General features: G+C 60.5%; 15 protein-coding genes, 1 tRNA gene and 1 pseudogene. 5 read left to right on the top strand and 12 right to left on the bottom strand.

Annotated features, from left to right (window positions below):
- Positions 1-131 precede the first annotated feature (131 nt).
- Positions 132-2,657 (top strand): PepSY domain-containing protein, encoded by a 2,526-nt coding sequence (locus ACIOWE_RS17810; RefSeq protein WP_401393999.1) that lies wholly within the window; start codon positions 132-134, stop codon positions 2,655-2,657.
- A 118-nt stretch (positions 2,658-2,775) separates the two neighbouring features.
- Here ACIOWE_RS17810 and ACIOWE_RS17805 read toward each other — a convergent pair whose 3' ends face one another.
- The 4 genes from ACIOWE_RS17805 to ptsP all read right to left on the bottom strand — a co-directional run bounded on the left by ACIOWE_RS17805 (position 2,776) and on the right by ptsP (position 10,039).
- On the bottom strand, positions 2,776-4,317 hold the full coding sequence (locus ACIOWE_RS17805; RefSeq protein ID WP_401393924.1) for an alkaline phosphatase D family protein: 1,542 nt from the start codon (positions 4,315-4,317) through the stop codon (positions 2,776-2,778).
- Positions 4,318-4,491: 174 nt separating this feature from the next.
- Positions 4,492-6,225 carry a PTS fructose-like transporter subunit IIB gene (locus ACIOWE_RS17800; RefSeq protein ID WP_401393921.1) on the bottom strand — a complete coding sequence of 578 codons (1,734 nt, stop codon included), beginning with the start codon at positions 6,223-6,225 and terminating at the stop codon, positions 4,492-4,494.
- An 11-nt stretch (positions 6,226-6,236) separates the two neighbouring features.
- The gene (pfkB, locus tag ACIOWE_RS17795; protein WP_401393918.1) at positions 6,237-7,178 is read right to left on the bottom strand and encodes a 1-phosphofructokinase; all 942 of its coding nucleotides are present in this window, start codon (positions 7,176-7,178) and stop codon (positions 6,237-6,239) included.
- Complete coding sequence (ptsP, locus tag ACIOWE_RS17790) at positions 7,178-10,039, bottom strand: phosphoenolpyruvate--protein phosphotransferase (protein ID WP_401393915.1); 2,862 nt, start codon at positions 10,037-10,039, stop codon at positions 7,178-7,180. The genes pfkB and ptsP overlap by 1 nt, the downstream gene beginning before the upstream one ends.
- A gap of 307 nt (positions 10,040-10,346) precedes the next feature.
- On the opposite strand from ptsP, the gene cra reads away from it, so the two are divergent.
- Positions 10,347-11,342, top strand: a complete 996-nt coding sequence (gene cra / locus ACIOWE_RS17785) for a catabolite repressor/activator (protein ID WP_401393912.1) — start codon at positions 10,347-10,349, stop codon at positions 11,340-11,342.
- A 3-nt stretch (positions 11,343-11,345) separates the two neighbouring features.
- Positions 11,346-12,122 carry a TatD family hydrolase gene (locus ACIOWE_RS17780; RefSeq protein ID WP_401393909.1) on the top strand — a complete coding sequence of 259 codons (777 nt, stop codon included), beginning with the start codon at positions 11,346-11,348 and terminating at the stop codon, positions 12,120-12,122.
- Here ACIOWE_RS17780 and ACIOWE_RS17775 read toward each other — a convergent pair whose 3' ends face one another.
- The 5 genes from ACIOWE_RS17775 to ACIOWE_RS17755 form a co-directional block, all read right to left on the bottom strand.
- Positions 12,123-12,512, bottom strand: coding sequence for a hypothetical protein (locus ACIOWE_RS17775; protein ID WP_401393907.1), 390 nt, complete (start codon positions 12,510-12,512; stop codon positions 12,123-12,125).
- A gap of 320 nt (positions 12,513-12,832) precedes the next feature.
- Positions 12,833-14,863, bottom strand: a complete 2,031-nt coding sequence (locus ACIOWE_RS17770) for a methyl-accepting chemotaxis protein (protein ID WP_401393904.1) — start codon at positions 14,861-14,863, stop codon at positions 12,833-12,835.
- Positions 14,864-15,153: 290 nt separating this feature from the next.
- On the bottom strand, positions 15,154-15,993 hold the full coding sequence (ampE, locus tag ACIOWE_RS17765) for a regulatory signaling modulator protein AmpE (protein WP_401393901.1): 840 nt from the start codon (positions 15,991-15,993) through the stop codon (positions 15,154-15,156).
- Positions 15,990-16,550, bottom strand: coding sequence for a 1,6-anhydro-N-acetylmuramyl-L-alanine amidase AmpD (gene ampD / locus ACIOWE_RS17760; protein ID WP_401393898.1), 561 nt, complete (start codon positions 16,548-16,550; stop codon positions 15,990-15,992). Before ampD ends, ampE begins: the two co-directional genes overlap by 4 nt.
- A gap of 64 nt (positions 16,551-16,614) precedes the next feature.
- Positions 16,615-18,792 (bottom strand): DUF1631 domain-containing protein, encoded by a 2,178-nt coding sequence (locus tag ACIOWE_RS17755; protein WP_401393895.1) that lies wholly within the window; start codon positions 18,790-18,792, stop codon positions 16,615-16,617.
- 377 nt (positions 18,793-19,169) lie between these two features.
- On the opposite strand from ACIOWE_RS17755, the gene nadC reads away from it, so the two are divergent.
- Positions 19,170-20,018, top strand: coding sequence for a carboxylating nicotinate-nucleotide diphosphorylase (gene nadC, locus ACIOWE_RS17750; protein ID WP_401393892.1), 849 nt, complete (start codon positions 19,170-19,172; stop codon positions 20,016-20,018).
- Positions 20,019-20,107: 89 nt separating this feature from the next.
- On the opposite strand, the gene ACIOWE_RS17745 is transcribed toward nadC, so the two are convergent.
- Positions 20,108-20,407: a DUF6388 family protein gene (locus ACIOWE_RS17745; protein ID WP_401393890.1), complete on the bottom strand. Its 300-nt coding sequence runs from the start codon at positions 20,405-20,407 to the stop codon at positions 20,108-20,110.
- A 277-nt stretch (positions 20,408-20,684) separates the two neighbouring features.
- On the opposite strand from ACIOWE_RS17745, the pseudogene ACIOWE_RS17740 reads away from it, so the two are divergent.
- Positions 20,685-21,178 (top strand): annotated as a pseudogene (locus ACIOWE_RS17740) (hypothetical protein).
- Between the two features lie 6 nt (positions 21,179-21,184).
- Here ACIOWE_RS17740 and ACIOWE_RS17735 read toward each other — a convergent pair.
- Positions 21,185-21,260, bottom strand: a tRNA-Thr gene (locus ACIOWE_RS17735).
- Between the two features lie 289 nt (positions 21,261-21,549).
- A partial coding sequence (locus ACIOWE_RS17730) for a S1 RNA-binding domain-containing protein (RefSeq protein WP_401393887.1) occupies positions 21,550-22,016 on the bottom strand: 467 nt, incomplete at its 5' end.

The following is a 22,016-nucleotide window of genomic DNA, read 5'->3' as shown; positions in this document are numbered from 1 at the left end:
GGAATGCGCCGTAAGGTTTGGCCCCGTTCATTTGGTTGAACGGGGCTTTTGTGCGTAATAAAGAACGCTTCTCGATAACCCACGGCATAATGCGCGCCGTGAAGACAATTTCCGAATGGACGGCGAGTGACGTGTTGAAGAAAACCCTGTTCCAGTTGCACTGGTTTTTTGGCATCACCGCCGGCCTGGTGCTGGCCTTGATGGGCATCACCGGCGCGGCTTATTCGTTTCAGGACGAAATCCTGCGGGCGCTGAACCCTTCAGTGCTGCAGGTGGAAAAGCAAGTCGCCGGTGTCCTGCCGCCCGTTGAACTGGTGGAGCGCATCGAAGCCACTTCCGCCAAAAAGGTCTCGATGCTCTGGGTCGAGACCGACAGCGGCAACGCGGCACGCGTGTATTTCACCCCGCCCAAAGGCGAGCGCCGCGGCGAAATGCGCTACTTCGATCCGTATACCGGCGAGTTCATGGGCGACGCCGTGGGCCAGGACTTCTTCGGCCTGATGCTGCAACTGCACCGTTTCCTCGCCATCGGTGATACCGGGCGCAACATCACCGGCGCCTGCACCCTGATCCTGCTGTTCTTCTGCCTCTCAGGTTTGTATTTACGCTGGCCGCGCCAGTGGAACAGCTGGCGCGTGTGGCTGACCCTGGACTGGAAGAAAAAGGGCCGCGCCTTCAACTGGGATCTGCATTCGGTGGCCGGCACCTGGTGCCTGCTGGTCTATCTGCTGCTGGCGCTGACCGGGTTGTCGTGGTCCTACGAGTGGTACAACAAGGGCCTGACCAAATTGCTGTCCGACGCCCCGCAAAACGAGCGCGTGCGCAATCGCGGCCCGGCACCGGAAGGCCCGGCACCGACGGCCGATTACGCGGCGATGTGGAGCAGCATCTACAGCGCTGCCGGGCCGGGTCTGGCCGCCTACAACATCCGCATGCCAGCGGTGGCCGGTCAACCGGCGACGGTGTTCTACCTGCTCGACAGCTCGCCACATGATCGCGCGCTGAACCAGATCACCCTCGACCCGGCCACCGGCATCGTCAAACGCGTCGACCGCTACGCTGACAAGAGCTTCAAGGCGCAACTGCTGACCAGCATTTACGCACTGCACGTCGGCAGCTATTTCGGCCTCGTCGGGCGGATCATCATCACTCTCGCGGCGGTGTGCATGCCGCTGTTCTTCATCACCGGATGGCTGCTGTACCTTGATCGTCGGCGCAAGAAAAAGCAGATCAAGGACGCACGCAAAGGTCTCGAACAACCGGCCGGTGATGCATCGGCATGGCTGATCGGCTTCGCCAGCCAGAGCGGTTTCGCCGAGCAATTGGCGTGGCAGACTGCCGGCCAATTGCAGGCCGCCGGGTTGCCGGTGAAGGTGCAGCCGCTAGCCAATGTCAGCGAGCAGGATCTGCTGGAATCGGACAACGCGCTGTTTGTGGTCAGCACCTTTGGTGACGGTCAGGCACCGGACAGCGCTCGTGGTTTCGAGCGCAAGGTGCTGAGCAAGGCAGCCGCTCTCGACACTCTGAACTACGCCGTGCTCGGGCTGGGCGATCGTCAGTATCAGCACTTCTGTGGTTTCGCCCATCGCCTGCATCAGTGGCTCAGCGAGCACGGTGGCAAGACCCTGTTCGCCCCGGTGGAAGTCGACAGTGGCGACCCCTACGCCTTGCGTCACTGGCAAACCCAGCTCGGCATGCTCACCGGGCAGACACCGGTCGACACCTGGCAAGCGCCGAGCTACGACAACTGGACTCTGGTGCGCCGTGAACTGATGAACCCGGACAGCAGCGGTTCACCGGTTTATCTGCTGGGCCTCAGCGCGCCGAGCACCAGCAGCTGGCTGGCCGGCGATCTGGTGGAGGTGCTGCCGCGCAACTGCCCGTGGGTGATCGAGCACTTCCTCGACGGCCTCGGCATTCGTGGCGAAACGTCGGTGACCATCAACGGCCTCGAAGAGCCGCTTGAAGTGGCACTGGCGACACGTCAACTGCCCGAGCATCGCGCCCATCTGGTCGGTCTGCATGCGCAGTCGCTGGTCGATGCGATGGTGCCGCTGACCCTGCGCGAATACTCGATTGCCTCGATTGCCGCCGACGGCGTGCTGGAGTTGATCGTGCGTCAGGAACAACACGCCGACGGCAGCCTCGGCATCGGCTCCGGCTGGCTGACCGAGCATGCGCCAGTGGGCGGCAGCATCAGTTTGCGCGTGCGGCGCAACAGCGGTTTCCACCTGCCGAACCAGCCCGTGCCGATGATTCTGATCGGTAACGGTACGGGATTGGCCGGGCTGCGCAGTCTGCTCAAGGCGCGGATTGCCGATGGTCAAACGCGCCAGTGGTTACTGTTTGGCGAGCGCAATCGTGAGCACGATTTCCTCTGCCGTGCGGAGCTGGAAGAGTGGTTGATCAATGGCGATCTGGCGCGGCTGGATCTGGCGTTCTCGCGGGATCAGGAACAGAAGATTTATGTGCAGGATCGCTTGCGTGAATCTGCCGATGAATTGAAAAAGTGGCTGGCCGAGGGAGCGGTGATTTACATCTGTGGCAGCCTTCAGGGGATGGCCTCCGGCGTCGATCAAGTGCTCAACGACATCCTCGGCGCGGCTGAAGTTGAAAGACTGATCGAGCAGGGCCGTTATCGTCGCGACGTCTACTGACATTACTCATCCCCCTGTGGGAGCGAGCCTGCTCGCGAAGGCGGTCTGACATTCAGCATTGATGTTGATTGAAAGTCCGCTTTCGCGAGCAGGCTCGCTCCCACAGGGGACACGGTGATCAAACCGGCTGCAGTTTTTTCTCAAACACCGACACCCCATTCAAATCCCGCAACACCACACTCATCTCCCCGCTCTGCCCTTCAATATTCACCTCGCCAAAAAACTGAAACCCGGCAAATGGCGAAGCGTTTTGCGTCGGTGGTGCCTTCTCGAACACCACCTCCGGGCCAAAGGTTTTATCCAGCGGATTAGGCCCGAAACTCCCGGCATTCAACGGCCCCGCAACAAACTCCCAGAACGGTTCGAAATCCTGAAACGCCGCACGATCCGGGTGGTAGTGATGCGCCGCGCAGTAATGCACGTCTGCCGTGAGAAAGACGAAATTGCGCACCTGCTGCGCACGTAGAAATCCGAGCAGTTCAGCGATCTCCAGCTCGCGTCCCTGAGCCGGGCCAGGATCACCGTTGGCCACCGCTTCCCAACGCGGCACACCCGGGCTCACCTCGCCATCCGGCACACCAAGCCCGATCGGCATGTCGGCCGCGATCACCTTCCACTGCGCTTTCGACTTCTTCAATCCGCGCTTGAGCCAGTCCAGTTGTTCACGCCCGAGGAACGGTTTTGCCGCGCCGAGGTTGTCGTCGTTCGCGCCGCGATAACTGCGCATGTCGAGCACGAACACATCGAGCATCGGCCCGTAAGTCACCTTGCGATAAATCCGCCCGCCACCGTCGGCAGCCTGTAAACGCATCGGCGAATATTCCAGCCAGGCCTTGCGTGCACGGCCAACCAGGGTATGGATATCTTTCTCCTGATAGCGCTCATCCAGTTGCTTGCCCGGCGACCAGTTGTTGACCACTTCATGATCGTCCCACTGCCAGATTTGCGGCACTTCGGCGTTGAAGCGGCGGATGTTTTCGTCCATCAGGTTGTAGCGGTAATTGCCGCGGTAGTCATCGAGGGTCTGGGCGACTTTGCTCTTGGCTTCCGTGGTGATGTTGCGCCACACGCGGCCACCCTCAGTGGTCAGTTGTGCCGGCACCGGGCCGTCGGCGTAGATGGTGTCGCCGCTGTGGATAAAGAAGTCCGGCAGGCGCAGGCGCATGGCTTCGTAGATGCGCATGCCGCCGATGTCCGGGTTGATGCCGAAACCCTGGCCGACGGTGTCGCCGCTCCAGACGAAACGGATATTGCGCCGCGCCATCGGGGCGCTGCGCAAGTGGCCGAGCCACGGTTCGCTGGCGACACCGGTGCGGGCGTCCTTGAAATACACGCGATAGAAAATCGCCTGATCGGCGGGCAGCCCGGTGAGTTCGACGCGGGCGGTGAAATCACTGTGAGCATCGGCGAGCGCCGAGACAAGCCGACGTGGATTGCGAAACTGACTGCGCGTGTCCCACTCGACCACCATCCGTGCGGGGCGATCGCTGCGGCTCCAGATCATCGCGCGGTCGCCTTGCAAGTCGCCGGACTGCACGCCGTCGGTGAGTTGTGGCCGGTCCTTGACCGAGGCGATCACTGCCGGCGCCAGCCCCGGCATCAGCAGCCCGGCGCCAACGGCTTGCATGACCCGACGGCGACCGAGATTGAAATCGCTCATGGCGTTCTCCCTGAAAAAAGGAAAACTAAAGCACGCCTATGTGAACTCGCCATGACACCACTAACTATTGTGGGAGCGAGCCTGCTCGCGAAAGCGGTGTACCAGTCAACCTACATGTCGCTGGCAGATGCATTCGCGAGCAGGCTCGCTCCCACAGGGGAGTTGTGTTATCAGTCAGGCCTTGGCGGGTTCCAGCGCCAATTCGACGGGCTCAGGCCGTTTCACCGTTGCGTACACGACGGCCGTCAACAAACTCCCCGCGACAATCGCCAGCAGATACAGCAATGCGTGATTGATCGCGTTGGGAATCGCCAGCACAAACAACCCACCGTGCGGCGCCATCAGCTTGCAGCCGAAATACATCGACAACGCACCGGTCAGCGCACCGCCGGCAATGCTCGCCGGGATCACCCGCAACGGGTCTTTCGCGGCAAACGGAATCGCCCCTTCGGAGATAAAACACAGCCCCAGCACCAGCGCCGCTTTGCCGGCCTCGCGTTCAGTCTGGGCGAACTTGCGCCGGGCGATGAACGTGGCGATGCCCAGACCAATCGGCGGCACCATGCCCGCAGCCATGGTCGCCGCCATCGGCGCGTAACTTTGCGACGCCAGCAGCCCCACCGAAAACGCATACGCCGCTTTGTTGATCGGCCCGCCGAGGTCGACGCACATCATGCCGCCCAGCAGCACGCCCAGCAGAATGGCGTTGGTGGTGCCCATGCTGTCGAGGAAATGCGTGAGCGCCGCGAGCATCCCCGCCACAGGCTTGCCGACCACGTAGATCATCACCAGACCGGTGATCAGACTGGCGAACAACGGGATGATCAGGATCGGCTTCAACGCTTCCAGACTTTGCGGAAGCGCCACGTAACGGCTGATCAATTTCGCCGCGTAACCGGCGATAAACCCGGCCACGATCCCGCCGATAAATCCAGCGCCCAGGGTGCTGGCGAGCAAACCGCCAATCATCCCCGGCGCCAGCCCCGGACGGTCGGCAATCGAGTAGGCGATGTAACCAGCCAGCAGCGGCACCATCAACTTGAACGCGGTCTCGCCGCCGATCTGCATCAGCGCCGCCGCCAACGTGCCTTCTTCCTTGAACGCGGTGATACCAAAAACGAACGACAACGCGATCATCAAACCGCCCGCCACCACCATCGGCAGCATGAACGACACGCCGGTCAGCAGGTGTTTGTAGACCCCGGTTTTCTCTTGTTTGACAGAGGCCTTACCGTCACTCGCGGCGCTTTCCACCTGACCTTCGGCGAGGGCTTTTTTCAGCGTGGCTTCCGATTGCTTCAACGCAATCCCGGTGCCACAACGGTAGATTTTCTTGCCGGCAAAACGCTCGGTGGCGACTTCGATATCCGCCGCCAGCAACACCACGTCAGCCTCGGCAATCGCCGTTGCACTGAGCGGCGTTTTCGCGCCGACAGAGCCTTGGGTTTCGACTTGCAAGTCGTAGCCCAGACGCTTGGCGGTTTGCTGCAACGCTTCGGCGGCCATGAAAGTGTGGGCGACGCCGGTCGGGCACGCAGTGATCGCGACGATGCGCGGCACGCGCTGAGCAACGGCAGCGGGCGCAGCCTCGGCAGCCACGTAGACTTGCGCCTCTGCAGCCCCGCGACGCAGCACTGCTTCGACGTCCTGCAACGCCTGCGCCGGAGCAATCCGGAACACGCGCTTGCCGATAAAACGCGTCATGTCGATGTCACCGGTGACGACCAGCAACACCCACTCCGCCGCCTCGATGGTCGCCGCCGACAACTCGCGTTCCGGGTGCGCCGCGTCGACCACTTCGACGCTGGTGCTCCAGCCCTGCCGCTGGGCCGCCGCATCGAGTAAACGGGCGCACAGCACACTGGTGACCATGCCGTTCGGGCAAGCCGTAACAATGGCTAACTTCATGACAAACCCTCTTATTGTTCTGTCAGGGGGCGCACGCGCACGCCCTGTTCGAGTTGCGCCAGTTGCGCACTGTCGTTGATGCCAAAACCGATCTGGGTGACCGCCATCGCCGCAATCGCCGTGGCCGTGCGCAGGGTTTGCTCGGGCGTGTCGGCGCTGAGCAAACCGTGGAGCATGCCGGCCAGCAGCGAATCACCGGCACCCACTGTGCTGGCAACGCTGACCTTCGGCGGCGTGGCATGCAACGCCGAACCGACGCTGAACCAGTTCACGCCGTCGGCGCCATGGGAGATCACCACATGCTCGATGCCTTGCGCATGCAAACGCGCCGCTGCCTGCGCCTCGGCCGCGTGGGAAACCACCTCGCAACCGAGGGCATCAGCCAGTTCTTCGGTGTTCGGTTTGATCAGCCACGGACTGGCCTGTAACGCGGCGCGCAACGCTTCGCCGCTGCTGTCGAGGGCGACTTTCAGACCGAGCTGATTCAGTCGCTCAATCAGTTCGCGCAACCACTGTGCCGTGACGCCACGCGGCAAACTGCCGGCAACCACCACCGCGTCATGACCCGGCGCGATCTGCACCAGACGATCCAGCAATGCCTGCTGCGCGGCGGCATCGACCACCGGTCCCGGACCGTTGATGTCGGTGATACGACCGTCGCGCTCGGCGACTTTGATGTTGCTGCGCGTCTCGCCCGGCACGCGGATGAACGCGTCGACAAAGCCGCGTTTGCTGAACAGGGTTTCGAACGCTTGCAGGTTGTCTTCGCCGAGAAAACCGCTGACCGTCAGTTGATGGCCGAGGTCGGCCAGCACCTGCGCGACGTTCACGCCTTTGCCGGCGGCGTGGGTGTGCATCTCGTCGCTGCGGTTGACCTGACCGGCCTCCAGACGTGACAGCTCGACCGTGAGGTCCAGCGCCGGGTTGAGGGTCAGGGTGAGAATCTTGGCCATTACAGGGCCTCCACTAATGCACGCACTTCGTTGGCGCTGCCCACGCTGAGGGCTTGTTGAGCAAGGGTTTGCGCCTCGGTCAGGCTGAGTTCGCGGATACGTGCCTTCACTTCAGCAATGCTGCGCCCGGAGACGCTGAGTTCATCGACACCGAGGCCGACCAGCACCGGCACCGCCAGCGGATCGGCTGCCAACTCGCCGCAGACGCCGACCCATTTGCCATGGGCGTGGGCCGCGCGCACGGTGATGTCGATCAGTTGCAGCACCGCCGGGTGCAAGCCGTCAGCCTGCGCCGAGAGGGTCGGATGACCACGGTCGATGGCCAGGGTGTATTGGGTCAGGTCGTTGGTGCCGACGCTGAAGAAGTCGACCTCTTTGGCCAGCACCGGCGCCAACAGAGCGGCGGACGGCACCTCGATCATGATGCCGAGTTGCAGGTCGGCGACCGGGATTTCCAGGCGCAGACGTTCAGTCATGTCGCGGGCCTGCCGCCACTCTTCGACGCTGCCGACCATCGGGAACATGATCCGCAGCGGCCGGTTGTCCGCTGCACGCAGCAAGGCACGTAACTGCGCTTCCATGATCTGCGGACGCTGCAACGTGAGGCGAATACCGCGCACGCCGAGAAACGGGTTTTCTTCCTTGGCGATCGGCCAATACGGCAACGGTTTGTCGCCGCCGACGTCCAGCGTACGCACCACCAGCGGGCGCCCGGCGAGACCGTCGAGGACGCGGCGGTATTCGGCTTCTTGTGTGGCTTCGTCCGGCGCTTGCGGGTGAGCCATGAAAATCAGTTCGGTGCGCAGCAGACCGATGCCTTCGGCGCCCTGCTCCACTGCGCTGATCACCCCGGCGCTTTCGCCGATATTGGCGAACACTTCGACGGCGTGACCGTCAGTTGTGTGCGCCGGTTGATGACGTTGTTCGGCGGCAGCCTTGAGGCGCTGCTCGCGCGTGTCGCGTTCTTCGGTGGCGCGTTGCAGCGTAGCCGAATCAGCGTCGACGTGCAGGCGGCCGCGCTGGCCGTCGAGCAGCAACGGCGTGCCCGGCGCCAGCAGCAACACCGCTGCGCCAGCCCCGACCAGCGCTGGAATGCCGAGGGCGCGGGCGACGATGGCGCTGTGCGCCGTGGCACCGCCGCGAGCGGTAAGAATCCCCGCTACACGCGCCGGATCGAGCCGCGCCACGTCGGACGGGCCGACTTCGTCCATCACCAGAATGTACGGCTGCTCGGGTTCACTCGGGGTTTGCACACCGCACAGTTGCGCCAGCACCCGGCGACCGATGTCGCGCAGGTCCGCCGCACGCTCGGCGAGCAAGGCATCGTGTAGCGACTCCTGTTGATTGGCGGCGGCTTCGATTACCGCCATCCACGCCGCTTCAGCGCTCTCGCCCTGCTTGAGGCGCGTGTCGACTTCATCGGTCAGTTCCGGGTCGTCGAGCATTTCCTGGTGGGTGATGAAAATCTCGCGGATGGCTTTGGCTTTGCTGCGTTCGATCAAGCCCTGGATGTCCGCACGCACATCGGCCAAGGCTTGCTTGAGACGCTCGCGTTCGATGGCAGCGGACTCGCCACGCAACGGGTATTCGATGGTCTGCTGCACTTGAATATGCGCCGGGCCGATGGCAATGCCGGGGGCGGCGGGAATCGCTTGCAGCAGGCTGCCGGATGCAGGCGCGATCAGCACTTCAGCAATCTCGGTGATGACCTCGCGTTGCTGACTGACGGCCGGCAGCGGCTCGACTTCTTCGCCGAGGCCTTCCTCGATGGCGGAGAGCAAGGCCGGCAATGCGTCGGCGGCGATGCTCGGCTCGGCAATCAACTCCAGCACCTGACCACGGCGGGCACCGAGGCTGAGCAGTTTGCTCAAGCTCTTCACCGATACGGCGCTGTCCTGGCTGTCGACGATGCGCACGCGGATTTCGCCGTCAAAACGCTTCGCCAATTGCGCGAGAATCTTCGCCGGCCGTGCGTGCAAGCCATGCGCGTTGGCCAACGCAATACGGGCGCTCGGCCAGTCGGCGGGCAACTCGCCGCCGAGCACTTCGAGGACTTTACGGCTGCTGGTGGCGCGGCCCAACTCATGGCCGCGACCTTCGATGAGCAATGCGCACAGACGCTCGAGCAAGGCCTGATGCGCCTCGCCAAGACTGGCCAGACAGAACAAGCCGCTCAGCGGTTGGCCGAGATAGCGAATCGGTTTGTCCGGCGTAACGAACGCCAGGCCCGGACGCTTCACGGTTTGTTCGCTGTGCAGCCACCACAAACCATCGCCCAGCGGCAGCGCTTCGACTTGCTGCAAGACGCCGGCAAAACCGTTGCTCACACAATCGGCCTGACGCAGCAGACGCGCACCGCGCCAGACCAGTTCCTCGAAATCGTCAGCGGCGACGCCAAGGCCGATCATCTGCGCATCCAGCGCCAGTTCCTGCGGCGCGCCTTGCAACAGTTTCAGCAGTGCCTCGGGCGAACTGGCGCGGCGCAACGCCTGACCGAGATCGGTCTCACCGAGGGCACGGGTCAGCAGTTGCAAGAGACGCAGGTGTTCGTCGGATTTGGCCGCAATGCCGATGGCCAGATAAACGATCTGGCCATCGCCCCAATCGACACCGTCGGGAAACTGCATCAGGCGCACGCCCGTGGCGAACACTTGATCGCGGGTCTCGGGCGTACCGTGGGGAATGGCAATACCTTGACCGAGAAAGGTCGAGCCCTGGGCTTCCCGCGCCTGCAATCCGGCAAGGTATCCATCAGCGACCAGGCCATCGGCCACCAGATGATTGGCCAGCAATTGCAAAGCAGCGGATTTATCCACAGCCGATTGGCCCATGGATATCTGCTCTATAGTGAGCTCGAGCATGCGATCTCCTTTTTGGCCCTTTCTGAGAGCCAGGTATTGTTTTCAATGGTTGCAGCTTAGGCGCTGGACAGCCTGCTTTTCAGCGGCAGTTTTGGCGGTTTCACGGCAGAACCGGCCAAAGGCGTCTAAAACGTAGAAAATACGCTTGCTGAAACGTTTAATCTAGATTGATCGGCACGTTACTCGATAATGTCCCATCCTTGAAGTCCAACTTGTCGGATGCGCGTAGGCAATAAGTCGTCTGCCCTAATCGGGTAGGATTGGCGAAAATCTCGCGGCATGCTCGAAACAACAAGGAAATCCCGAGTTGAAACTCAGTGATATCGCGCGGTTGGCCGGAGTGTCCGTGACCACCGCCAGCTACGTCATCAACGGCAAGGCCGAACAGCAGCGCATCAGCAACGCGACCGTCGAACGCGTGCGCGCGGTGGTCGACCTGCACGGCTTTACGCCCAATCCACAAGCGGCCGGGCTGCGCAGCCGTCACACGCGCACGCTGGGCTTTATTTTGCCGGATCTGGAAAACCCCAGTTACGCACGAATCGCCAAACTGCTGGAACAAGGCGCACGGGCACGCGGCTATCAGCTGCTGATCGCCAGCTCCGACGATGCGCCGGACAGCGAACGCCAACTGCTGCAACTGTTCCGTGCCCGCCGCTGCGATGCGCTGATTGTCGCCAGTTGCCTGCCGGCTGGCGATGACAGCTATCGTCAGTTGCAGGCCAAGGGCACGCCAATCATCGCCATCGACCGGGTCATGGACCCCGAGCATTTCTGCTCGGTGATCAGCGACGACCGCGAAGCCAGCCTACACCTGACGCAGAGCCTGCTCGATCCACAGCCAAAACAGATCGTGCTGCTCGGCGCTCGTCCTGAGCTGAGCATCAGCCAGGAACGTGCTACCGGCTTCAAACAAGCGCTGGGCGATTTCAAAGGCGAAGTGCTGATCGAGCACGCCGAATCGTTCAGTCGCGAATGCGGCAAGCAATTGATGGAAGAACTCCTGCAACGTCTGGGGCATTTACCGGATGCGTTGGTGACCACTTCCTACGTACTGTTGCAGGGCGTGTTCGATGCGCTGCATGACTTCCCGCTGAAATCCCGTCCGCTGCGCCTCGGCACCTTCGGCGATACACAGTTACTGGACTTCCTGCCACTGCCGGTCAACGCCATGGCCCAGCAGCACCAGTTGATCGCCGACAAGGCACTGGAACTGGCGCTGGCCGCCGTTGAACAGTCGCAATACAAGCCGGGTGTGCAAGCCATCGCGCGGACCTTCAAGCAGCGTATTCACCGGGACTGAACCGTGGAGCTGATCGACAGCCACACTCACCTGGACTTCCCCGACTTCGACGCTGATCGCTCGGCGTTGCTCGCCGAAAGCCGCGCCCTCGGGGTGCGGCGAATGGTGGTATTGGGTGTCTACGAGGGTAACTGGCAACGGGTGTGGGATCTGGTGCAGAGCGACGCGGACTTGTACGCGGCGTTCGGTTTGCACCCGGTGTATCTCGATCAGCATCGACCCGAAGACTTGCAGGCACTCGGCGACTGGTTGACACGCTTGCGCGGTCATCGACAGTTGTGTGCGGTGGGCGAGATCGGTCTGGATTACTTCATCGAAACCCTCGACCGCGAGCGGCAACAGGCGCTGTTCGACGCGCAGTTGCAACTGGCGGCGGATTTCAATTTGCCGGCGCTGATCCATGTCCGCCGCAGTCACGCGGCAGTGATTGCCACGCTCAAGCGCTTCGGGCTCAAACGCGCCGGGATCATCCACGCGTTTGCCGGCAGCCGTGAAGAGGCGCGCGAATACATCAAACTCGGTTTCAAACTCGGCCTCGGTGGCGCGCCGACCTGGCCGCAGGCGCTGCGTATGCATCGGGTTTTGGCGGATTTGCCGCTGGATTCGATTGTGCTGGAAACCGACTCACCGGACATGGCGCCCGCCATGTTCCCCGGCCAGCGCAACAGCCCGGCGCACCTGCCGGCGATCTGTGCGGCGCTGGCGCAGATCATGAATATCCCCCCCGAACAACTGGCCGCTGCCAGCACCGCCAACAGCTGCGCAGTGTTTGGCTGGTAGTCAATCGGCGTGGGCCTTGGCGGCCTCGAGAATCAGCGTCATGTGTTGACGATGCCGGGCATAACGAACGACCACGAAGTACACGAAAATCGTGATCAGCGAGGCGTTCAGTTGTTCGGTGACACTCAGCAGCCCCACCCACTCCATCACCAACGCCACCAGCAACGCGGTGCACACCGTCACCGAAGCGCTGAAGCGCAGCAACGCCAGTGAATCGAGCGACTTGAAGCGTTTGATCTGCTGGGGGCAACGCAGCTCCAGGGCTTTCTGGCAGTGCTCGCAGGTGAACGATTCATTGATCGCGATAGCGTTGAGTTGCCAAGGCTTGAGCAGCAGCGTCTGCTCGCAATGGGCACAGCGGCCCAGGACTCCCAAGGTTGCAACCGACATGAGCGGCCTCCTCTACGCGATCAGATGAACAGGAATACTGGCTCATTGATGACGGAAAGCCAGTGCGGGGAGAAAAACAGGATTCGGCCTACAACTGAACGTGGAAAAGTATTACAAAAGTTTCTGATAGCGCCCTGACTCTTGAGGAGGGAATCTTTGTGGCGAGGGGATTTATCCCCGATGGGCTGCGCAGCAGCCCCAAAAAAATCGACGACACGTTAGATAAATCTCTAACTCAGGCATTGGGGGCGCTTCGCGCCCCATCGGGGATAAATCCCCTCGCCACAAAGGCCCATTCCTACAAGGAATTTGTATAAAGCCTAGACACGGAACGCGCTGATCAGTTGTTTGAGCTCTACCACCTGGGCTGACAACGCCCGACTGGCGTCTTCGGTCTGGTGCGCACCTTGCGCCGTGCGTTCACCGGCGCGGTTGATCTCGACGATATTCTGGTCGATGTCATGCGCCACGGCCGTTTGCTGCTCGACGGCGGCGGCAATCTGTTGGTTCTGGTCGACGATCATGCCCACGGCACCGAGGATGTTTTCCAATGCCTGCTGGACCTTTTCCGACTGCCCGACCGTGCCGTTGGCCATCTGATGGCTGACGCCCATGGCTTTCACCGCCGCGCCGACGCCGCCGTGAAGCTTGGCAATCATCTGTTCGATCTCTTCGGTCGACTGTTGGGTACGTTTGGCCAAGGTGCGCACTTCATCCGCGACTACCGCAAAACCGCGCCCCTGCTCACCCGCCCGGGCCGCCTCGATCGCAGCGTTGAGCGCCAGCAGATTGGTCTGTTCGGCGATGCTCTTGATCACTTCCAGTACGCGGCTGATCGACTGGCTGTCGCTGGCGAGCTGGTTGATCACCAGCACCGACTGATCGATTTCGCTGGCCAGCGCAGCGATGCTGCCCTGTTGCGACTCCACCAGACCGCGCCCGCTGATGGTTTCGTCATTCACACTGTGGGCACTGCTCACCGCCGCGGCCGCACTGCGCGCCACTTCCAGTGAGGTCGCCGACATCTGGTTCATCGCGGTGGCCACTTGCTCGATTTGCGTACGCTGGCCCGCCACCGCCTGATTGCTTTGCGCCGAGACATTTTCAACCTGCCCGGCCTGACGCTCGACTTCGCTGACGGTATGGCCGACCCGCTCGATCAAATCGTGAATCTTCCTCACCGTGCCGTTGAACACCTCGCCCAACTCACCCAATTCATCACGGCTGTTGGCCTTGAAGTTGACCGTCATGTCGCCCGCCGCGACTTTGTCCATCATCGCGCCAAGACGTTTGAGCGTGGTGCGGGTCGAGGCGTAAAAACCGCCGTAGAGATAGAAAATCAGCACGAACACCACCGACAGCGCCACGGCCTGCAAGACCATGTGCGTGCGGTTTTGCGCCAGCCGGTGCTGCAATTGAGTGTCGAGGAATTTCAAGGTGGCTTCGTTGAGCTGGTAGGTCTTGTCCATCAGCCCGGTGACCTGCTCATAAAACGCCTGCCACGGCGCATCGAGCGTGTCGGCCATCACCACTTGCTCTTCGAACAACTCGCTCGCCTGCTTCAACGACGCCTTGCTGTTGTCGGCCTGCGCGCTAAGGGATTCACGCGCGGCTTTGCTGGAACCGAGTGCGTCCTGCAGCTTCAGGCCATATTCCGCCTGAAGCTTTTCGATCTGCACCAGCAACTCATCAAAACGCGTGCTCGACGAGCTGTTGAGAAAGCCCTGCCCCAACGAATACGAGCCCATGGCCCGGCCTTCGCCGAGGGTCTGCGTCACCGTCGGCGTGACCAGCGTGACCAATTCGCTGAGCTGACGAATGTCGCCCTGGTTGTCTCGGCTCAGACCGGCCTGACTGGTGATGATCTGACTGAAAATCTGCGCACTGGCGAGCAACTTGCCGATCAGTGCACTTTTGCTTTGCAGGGAGTTTTCCGCTTGCTGAGCCTTGAACGCGGCAATCATTTCATCGCGTTTGCCGTCGAATACCTTGATCTGCTCTGGATCGTCGCTCATCGCCGTCAGCCCTTGCAGGCGCGTCAACACCGCTTGTTCGAGGCTGCTGATCTGCGATTCGACATTGCCGGCCTTGCCGGACTGGCCGAGGGTGACGTTGATCTGCACCAGATTGTTCAGCGTCTCCAGATCCCGGCGCAGGGTCAGGCTGCTACCGAGCAGGTCGAGGCTTTGCAGCTCGACGCGAGTGCCCTGGAATTCGCGATAGGAATCGCGCACCAGATAGAAATTGGTCACCAGCATCGGCACCAGGAACAGCACGCTGATCAGGCTGAACTTCATGCCGAAGCTCAGACGGTTCATCAGCGAGACGGCGGGATAGAGCAAGCTCTTCACTGGAAGTCTCCCTTGGTTTTTCTTGTTTTTATTGGCAGGCGCGCAGAGACAGCAGATAGCCACTATCGGGCGCCATCTCTGTATAGCTCAAATCGGAGGGAGGTTTTGTAACTTAAGGTTAACGACAAGATTGCGATCGATAGCAACCCTGTGGCGAGGGAGCTTGCTCCCGCTCGGCTGCGCAGCAGCCGCAAATCCGGTAAACCGGTTGCTAATGATCAACAACGGGGGCGGCTTCGCCACCCAGCGGGAGCAAGCTCCCTCGCCACAATAAATTTCAGTACCGAGTATCAGTGAATCAAAACGGTCCACAAGGCAAACCCGGCATACCACAGCACTGCCGCACGCAGCAGCAGTTCCCACAGGCAATCCAGGGTGTTGATGCCTTCCGGGCCGACGACCGGCGGCGGGATTTCCCCGGCGACCAAACCGACCTTGTTGATCAGTTGTGCAGCGCTGATGTTCCAGTTGAGCAACTCATGCAGCATCACCCGACTGACTGCAACGAAGTTGCCGACCAAGGCAAAACTCGCCGCCAACAGGCGCACCGGCACCCAATCGAACGCATGGCGCAACTGCGCAGCACGCTCGACCAACGCCTGGTTTTGACCGTGTTCTTCAGCCAGCGCCAACAAGCGATAAGCCAGCGCCGCCACCGGACCGAGCACGAAATACCAGAAAATTACCGCAAAGAAACTCTGATAGGCCTGCCACAGCAGATGCCCCTGCACCCGGTCGAGCAATTGCTCGCCACTGTCGGCGCAGATATTCAGATCACGTTTGGCGACATGCGCCGCCGCTTGCAGGTCTTCACGGCGCCAGGCATCGCGAAACGGCCCTAGACCACCAAGCAAATCGCCACGTCCAAGACTGTAAATCACCACCAGCAAATGCACCGGCAAGGCCAGCAAGCCATAAGCCACCGGTTCCAGCACCACCAGCAACAATCCCAGCAGGGCCACCGGCAGCAGCACCAGAATCGTCAGCACCAGCCATGGCTGCGTCGCCAGTCGCTCGCTGCTTTCGAGTTTGTGCAGTTCGCGGATCCATCCGCCATCGCGTTGAACCCGATGGCGCAGGGCCGAGAACTTCTCGATCCAGACCGCCAGCAGTAACACCAGAAAACTCATTGTCCTTCCTCTTGTGCCAGGGCTGCGCGGTAACGCGCCCAGTCGAATGCCGGGCCAGGATCGGTCTTGCGCCCGGGTGCAATGTCGCTGTGCCCGCAAATGCGGGCGCCGGTGATAGCCGGAAATGCTCTTTGCAACTGGCGCGTCAGCGCCGTCAACGCCTGATACTGCGCGTCGGTGAACGGCAGATCATCGGTGCCTTCGAGTTCGATGCCCACGGAAAAATCGTTACAGGTTTCGCGCCCCTCGAAGATCGACACGCCAGCATGCCACGCCCGCTCAAGACAGGAGACAAACTGGGTGACGCTGCCGTCACGTTCGATCAGAAAATGCGCCGAGACCCGTAGGTCGGCAATCCCTGCAAAGTAGGGATGTTCGGTGACATCCAGACGATTCTGGAAAAATTCCTGCACCTTGCCGGTGGCGAACTGCGCCGGCGGCAGGCTGATGTTGTGGATCACCAACAGGGAAATTTCGCCCGCAGGGCGTTCATTGAAGTTGGGCGATGGGCAGACCTGCACCCCTTGACACCACCCGCTAGCGGGATCCAACTGCATACCGTTTCCTTCAACGCCGACTGTGTTGGCGCCCAGTATGCCGTGATCGGCACCCGCGATGCGATCACTTGGCGTGATTGAGTCGCCGCAGATTGCCCAGTACCGACTCCAGGGCGCGGTCGAACAGCAAGGTGTCATCCAGCGCACGCGCCGCACCGCGCTGGAATTCCAGGGCCAGACCGATGCGGCTGCGCTCGCGCACTTTCATCCCGGTGCGGTCGACAAACACATATTTGCCGGTGGCCTCGATGATCGCCGCCAGCTTGCAGCGCAGGGTGTTTTCGTCATCTTCCTGAAACGCCACCCAACTGCCCACACGCAATTGATCGACCTGTTGCAGGCCCGCACTGTCATCAGACAGACGCGGCGCCATCGCGCCCTCTTCGGCGGTTTGCAATACGATCTGCTGCGACACCTCGATCATTGGCGTCGGCGTAGCCCCATCGGCCTCGGTCGAGGGCTCCATAACGCGCACATGCAACGCTTCCAGTTCACTGAAGAATTCACTGGTCGCAAACGGATCGAATGCCGAACTGCTCAAGCCATCACGCAGCGACTTGAGCAAACCCGGCACCAGCGCCAGCAAACGCAGGCCGGCGTCCGCGTCGTCATGACGTTGCACACTCCAGATCAATTGTTCCATGGTTTGCATATCTGCCTGCCACTCGGCGGACTGGTCGCCATGTTTGAGACAGGTCAGCAGTAACACCTTGCTCCAGGCGTTCTGTACAAATGTCACGACTGACGGTGGCAGGACTTTGCCCAACAGCGCCTGATTCAACGCCAGTTCGACTCGCCGCCGCGCCAGTTCGGTTTTCGCCCGGCCCTCTTCGGCATCACGCAGTCGCTGCTCCAGCAGTTCGCTGCGACGGCGCTCATCACTGGTGAAGGCGAGAAAGTCGGCCAGCAGTTCGGAAAAAATCGCCGGATCATCGACAAAATCGGTGAGCAGGCGCTGCACGACTTGTTCGATGCGCAGATAGAGGCTGTCACGCGCCTCACCGTCGCAATCGCCCCACCCCATGGCCGCATCGGCGATTTCATTGAGCAGCCGCCGCGCCGGGTGACTGCTGCGACTGAAAAAGCTTTTATCGAGCACCGCGACCTTGAGCATCGGAATCTGCAAGCGGGCAATCAGGGCCTTGAGCGAGTCCGGCACATTGTGGTCTTCGAGGATGCAGTCGAAGACCATGGCGATCAGGTTGATCACGTCTTCGTCTGCACCACCGACGATTCGCGACTTGCCACTTTTGACGCTGACCCGTGTCAGCAATTGTTCGAGCTGATTGCGCAGATCAAAGTCGTCCTGCGCCGCCAGCGCCGGCACATATTGCTGCAAGTGCGAGAGCAGGCGCAGCAGATCGCGGGTGGTGATTGGCTGGGCTGCGGCGCTCGATTCGAGGGTCGGCGCGACGCTGCCACGCACATGCAACAACAATTCCTGTAACGCGGCGAAAACTTCCTGCACGCCTTCGTCGGCTGGGGCAGCATCGTCGTTTTCTTCGCGACTGATGGCGGCGGCCGCACGATCAATCGCGCGCCGTGCCGGTGCCGGTTTCAGCTCGGGCAGCACACCGGTGGCACTGAGCAGTTGATTGGCTTCGGCATACAGTTGCTCGGTGTCGGCCAGCACATAGCGCTCGAACAGTTTGAGCAGGATCAACTTGACCTTGATCTCGACGCCTAGGTTGCGCCCGGCCTGGAGGAAGTACTCACAGAGCATCGCCGGGCCGAGTGGGTTGTGCTGATCGTCCAGTGTGTTGCCGAGCAGAGCGGCAAGTCGCGCAGTCAGTTGATCGAGGGCGAAGCCGTCACGCTTGAGCACGCGACCGACCATGGTCTCCACGGCCACGTTGCGCTCCATGTCATCGGTGCGTGGCGCCGACTCTTCATACACCAACGGGCGTGGCAGCGTGTTGTGTACGGGGTCGTATTGCGTGAGGCTGACAAAGGCTTCGAAGAATTGTTCGAGAAAACCGCGCTCGATGTTTTTGCGCTTGAGGCGCAGATCGCGCATGGCTTCGAAAAAAATGTTCTGTTCGACGTCGTTGCGCGCCCGGTCAGCCATTTCAAACAGGGTGTCATCGGCGTTATCGAACAGTTCCTGCAAACCGTGGCGTAACTGTTGAGCAGCCTTGTCGCGAACCTGAAGCAGAATCACAGGCAGGCGGGCGAGCGGCGAGTGATTCGCCTGATCCGTAGCGGCCTTGTGCAAAGGCACTACTTTCCCGTCGTTGTGCATCCAAGCCTCCTGAAACGGTGATTCGTTCGGTCAAGCCAACCCAGATCCCCTGTGGGAGCGAGCCTGCTCGCGATGGCGGCGTGTCAGCCGCAGCAATGTCACTGCAAGAATGCATTCGCGAGCAGGCTCGCTCCCGCAAGTCCAATCAGTACGTCAAACCTATGACGTCAAATGCAAGGCGAATTATCTTGCAAAAGTTATCCCCAGCGCCAGAGGCGTCAGGGTTTCCCCTATGCCCGGCCACCCTCCACTGACCACACCTGCCGTGCGTTTACTCAAAGAAAATCGACCAGATGCAGTCAAGCACGCGTGTTCTCGCCTTGGGTTGGCTCGTGCCATGCCCCTATAATCGAATCACTTTGTTTGTGGAGCCCGTTATGCCGAATCTACGTCTCGCCGATTTGACCGCCGAAATCGAAGCCAACGTGCGCCGTGCGTTGCTCGAAGACATCGGCAGCGGCGACATCACCGCGCAATTGATCCCGGCCGAACGTCTGGCCAAAGCCACCATCATTACTCGCGACGCCGCCGTTGTTTGCGGCACTGCCTGGGTCGATGCGGTGTTTCGTCAGCTCGATCCGCGAGTGGCAGTGCATTGGCAAGTCGCTGATGGCGAACGAGTCAAACCGAACCAGCCGCTGTTTCACCTGGAAGGCCCGGCCCGTTCGCTATTGACCGGTGAACGCAGTGCGCTGAATTTCCTCCAGTTGCTGTCTGGCGTAGCCACGCGCGCGCAGTACCTGGCTGACTTCGTCGAGACGACTCAGGTCAAACTGCTCGACACCCGCAAGACTCTGCCTGGCCTGCGTCTGGCACAGAAATACGCCGTAACCTGCGGCGGCTGCCACAACCACCGCATCGGCCTCTACGACGCGTTCCTGATCAAGGAAAACCATATCGCCGCCAGCGGAGGCATCGCGCAGGCTATTGCTGCTGCGCACAAAATCGCCCCGGGCAAACCGGTGGAAATCGAAGTGGAAAGTCTGGATGAGCTGAAAGAAGCATTAGCGGCCGACGCAGACATCATCATGCTCGATGAGCTGAGCCTGGACGATATGCGTGAGGCGGTGCGCCTGAACGGCGGCAAGGCGAAACTGGAAGCCAGCGGCGGCATCAACGAAAGCACCTTGCTGCCAATCGCCGAGACCGGGGTGGATTACATCTCGATTGGTGCGATGACCAAGGATGTCAAAGCGGTGGATCTGTCGATGCGACTGAGCCTTTAAACAGCAGCGGCAAGTTTCAAGCTACAAGCTGCAAGCCACAGCGGTTCTGCTTTGACTTGTAGCTTGCGGCTTGAAGCTGGCAGCTCTCGTCAAACGACGAGATTGTTCATCTCGCAGTACTCTTCCCACTCGACGCCCAATACTTCGGCCGCCTCTTTGTGCAATACGAGACGTTGCGCCTCGAATTCTTCAGGAGTGCTGGTGTACTTGAGTGTCAGTTCCCATGGCTGCAAGCCCTGGGCTTCGGCCTCGTCTTCGAAGGCCCACTGGATCTGATCTTTCTGATCGTCGGGGCTGAGATCCTTGATCTCTTCCAGCAGTTGGGGCGCGTCGAGCTTGTACTTCTTCAGCGCTTCTTCGTGACGTTGCTCTTGAGTTAATTCAGTCATGGCGTTCTCTCTGATCATAAGAATGGAAGATGGATCTGGATCATCAAGGATCTCTCTGACTCGGATTTGTCCGGCCTTCGGAACCATTCGGGATCATTTGAAAACTGCTGGGCGATGCTCATGCAGGCACCGAATATAGGACGTTTGCATGACGAATTACACGCCTCTTTACATCTCTCCCACAAAAAGTTGACCTGCGGAACATAAATCCGGATTTACAGTCATAGCGATGTGCCATAACGGCACTGACTTTTGCTGTTCACAAGGAAACCCAGTGATGCGCAGCTTTTCGAAGATGTCTTCTGTTGTGTCCGCCACCACCCTGATCACCGTTCTGGCGCTGCCGACCAGCGCAATGGCCGTTGAATTGAGTAGCAGCAGCTCTTCCTATAACGATAAGTCTCGCTGATTCACAACGATTACGGCAAAGATGTGGTCATCAGAAGCGACATCAGCATCGACGAACTGCAAAAGATGCGTGACACGGTCCGCGACCAATCGCGCCAGATCGAAGAACTCAAACGCAACAGCGGCTCCAGCTCAAGTTCCAGCAGCAAGGAAATCGACGACCTGAAAAACAAGGTCAAGGATCAGGATCGGCAACTGGACACGCTCAGCCGCCAGGTTGAAGACCTCAAGCGCAACAGTGGCTCCAGCTCCAATTCGAACAGCAGCGAGATCTCGAATCTGAAACAGAAGCTCAACGATCAGGACCGTGCAATGGATCAGCTCAAGCGCACCGTCGAGGATCTGAGCCGTAAAGTGAAATAAGGGAAGTGGTGCCCGAGACAGGAATCGAACCTGCGACCTTCGCGTTACGAGTGCGCTGCTCTACCGGCTGAGCTACACGGGCGCTGGGCTAAACCTAGCACTGGTCCTGTACTCCGGCAACTTTCTGGCTTGCCTGATGGTTATCTCTCGAAACCCCCAATTGTGGTGAGGGGATTTATCCCCGTTCGGTTGCGAAGCGGCCGTGAATCCAGCACCTCGGCGTTTCAGGCAGTCCGCAGTTTCTGGTTTTACGACTGTTGCGCAGCCGAACGGGGATAAATCCTCTCACCACATTTTGCTTTTACCAGACAAAAAAATGCCCCGCCGTTTTCACGGCGGGGCATTTTTATTGCGCTAAAGCTGAGGGGTGATTAAACGCCCGAAGCTTTGGCCGCTGCCACGTCTTTGATGGACAGTTTGATACGGCCGCGGTTGTCCACGTCCAGTACCAGCACTTCCACTTCCTGGCCTTCTTTCAGGATGTCGGTCACTTTCTCTACGCGAGCGTCGCTCAGCATCGAGATGTGCACCAGACCGTCCTTGCCCGGCAGGATGTTGACGAATGCGCCGAAGTCGACGATGCGCTCAACCTTGCCGACGTAGATCTTGCCGATCTCGGCTTCAGCCGTGATACCCAGAACGCGCTGACGTGCAGCTTCAGCAGCTTCCTTGGTTTCGCCGAAGATCTTGATCGAACCGTCGTCTTCGATGTCGATCGAAGCCTTGGTTTCTTCGCAGATCGCACGGATGGTCGCGCCACCTTTACCGATAACGTCACGGATATTGTCGGTTTCGATCTTCATCGCGATCATGGTCGGAGCGTTGGCCGACTGTTCGG

It is taken from the genome of Pseudomonas sp. NPDC087598 (assembly GCF_044743525.1).
In the GTDB taxonomy this organism is placed as follows: Bacteria; Pseudomonadota; Gammaproteobacteria; order Pseudomonadales; family Pseudomonadaceae; genus Aquipseudomonas.
Note: the sequence above shows the minus strand (reverse complement) of the source record. Positions and strands in the feature narration are given on the sequence as shown.